Source organism: Deltaproteobacteria bacterium (genome assembly GCA_026712905.1).
Lineage (GTDB): Bacteria > Desulfobacterota > Binatia > UBA9968 > JAJDTQ01 > JAJDTQ01.
The window spans coordinates 1-1,645 of record JAPOPM010000152.1; the positions used below are offsets into that span (position 1 = coordinate 1).

The 1,645-nt window shown below is 67.9% G+C and carries 2 protein-coding genes; both read right to left on the reverse strand.

Going from position 1 to position 1,645, the window contains the following annotated elements; translation table 11 throughout:
• Positions 1–735, reverse strand: a 735-nt coding sequence (locus tag OXF11_12080; GenBank protein ID MCY4487832.1) for an ABC transporter ATP-binding protein, incomplete at its 3' end; no start/stop codon positions are given.
• Complete coding sequence (locus tag OXF11_12085) at positions 713–1,630, reverse strand: branched-chain amino acid ABC transporter permease (GenBank protein ID MCY4487833.1); 918 nt, start codon at positions 1,628–1,630, stop codon at positions 713–715. The genes OXF11_12085 and OXF11_12080, both read right to left, overlap by 23 nt.
• Between the last annotated feature and the right edge of the window lie 15 nt (positions 1,631–1,645).

The following is a 1,645-nucleotide window of genomic DNA, read 5'->3' on the forward strand; positions in this document are numbered from 1 at the left end:
CCCCAGATAGGCTTGCCGGACCCGGGCGTCGGCAAGCACACGGTCCGGGAGTCCTTCGGCGATCTTGCGGCCGAAATCCAGCACGCACAGGCGGTTGCACACGCCCGCGATCAGGGCCATCTTGTGCTCGATCACCACGCAGGTCCGGCCCGGGGCCACGACTTCACGGATGAGCCGCGCCATGTCCGCGGTCTCGGCCGGGGTCATGCCGCCCGCGGGCTCGTCGAGCAGCACCAGCCTCGCGTCGACGGTCAGCGCGCGCGCCACCTCCAGTCGCCGCCGCGCCGGCAAGGGCAGGTGCCTGGCCAGCACTTCCCGGTCTCCCAGGAGGCCCACCTGCTCCAGCGCTTCGTCGACTCTCCGCGCGTCCCTGCCCCCTGCCGCCGGCCGGCCGCGGAGCAGGCCGAGCAGACCGCCGGAGGTCCGGCTGTGCTGCGCGGCCCACACGTTGTGGAAGACGGTCATGGTGGGAAACAGCCGGACGTTCTGGAAAGTGCGCGCGATGCCCAGGCGCGCGATACGGTGCCCGGCCCATCCCGTGATGTCCTTGCCCTGGAAGGTGACGCTTCCCGCCGTCGGCGGGTACACGCCGGTCACGATGTTTAGCAGCGTGGTCTTGCCGGAGCCGTTGGGCCCGACAATGCCCAGGACGTCTCCGGTCTCCACCCCGAGGTCGATCCCGGCGAGGGCGGCCAAGGCGCCGAAACGTTTCTCAATGCCGCCGAGCGCCAGCATGGCTTCGTCCCCGGAACAGCGCCTTCAACCGGTGCACCCGTTCCTCGTCGAGGATTCCCCGCGGCATGAAGATCAGCAATACCGCTACCAGACCGCCGAACACCATCATCCGGTAACCCTGGATGAATCGCACGGCTTCCAGAAAACCGATGTCGAGGGCCACGCCGATGAATGGGCCGAACGCCGTGCCCAGGCCGCCGATCAGACCGTAGGCGAGGGCATGCACGCCAAGCATCACGTTGAAGAACTGCGGTTCCACGTAGGTGGTGAAGTGGGCGTAGAGGGCGCCGCCGATGCCGGCGATCACACCGGCCAGGCCCGCCGCCAGGATGCGGTAGCGGACGGTGTCCAGGCCCTGCATCTCCGCCAGCAGGTCATCCGAGCCGAGCATTCTGAAAACGGAACCCAGACGGGAGCGCTCGATGAGCAGCAGCACGATCAGCACCAGCGCCAGCAGGCCGTAGATCAGCAGCATGAAGTGGGCCAGGCTCAGGTCGCGCTCGAACATCCAGCGGATGCCGTGGAACCCCTCGGCGCCGGCGGGCCCCACCAGCTCCCCCTCGACCTCGACCTGGAAGTGGACGATCAACAGGATCAGGCGCACCATCTCCGCGAACGCCAGGGTCGAAATCGAGAAGTACAGGCCGCTGAGCCGCAGGGTCAGGGCGCCCACGACCATCGCGGTCGCTCCCGCGACGCACGCGCCGACGAGAATTCCCACCCAGATGGGCAGCAGAAGCATCGTGGTCACCGCGCCGGCGGCGTAGGCGCCCATGCCGAAGTAGGCCTGCTGGCCGAAGGATACCTCGCCGGTCACCAGCAGCAGGTAGGCCGAAAGCGCGATGAACGAGATCATGCCGATGTTCGACAGCACCGTGATGACGTAGTCGTCCATGGCTCAAACCCGCCG

Coding starts and splice junctions, on each gene's coding strand:
- OXF11_12085 (MCY4487833.1), bottom strand. CDS start 1,630: ATGGACGACTACGTCATCACGGTGCTGTCGAACATCGGCATGATCTCG.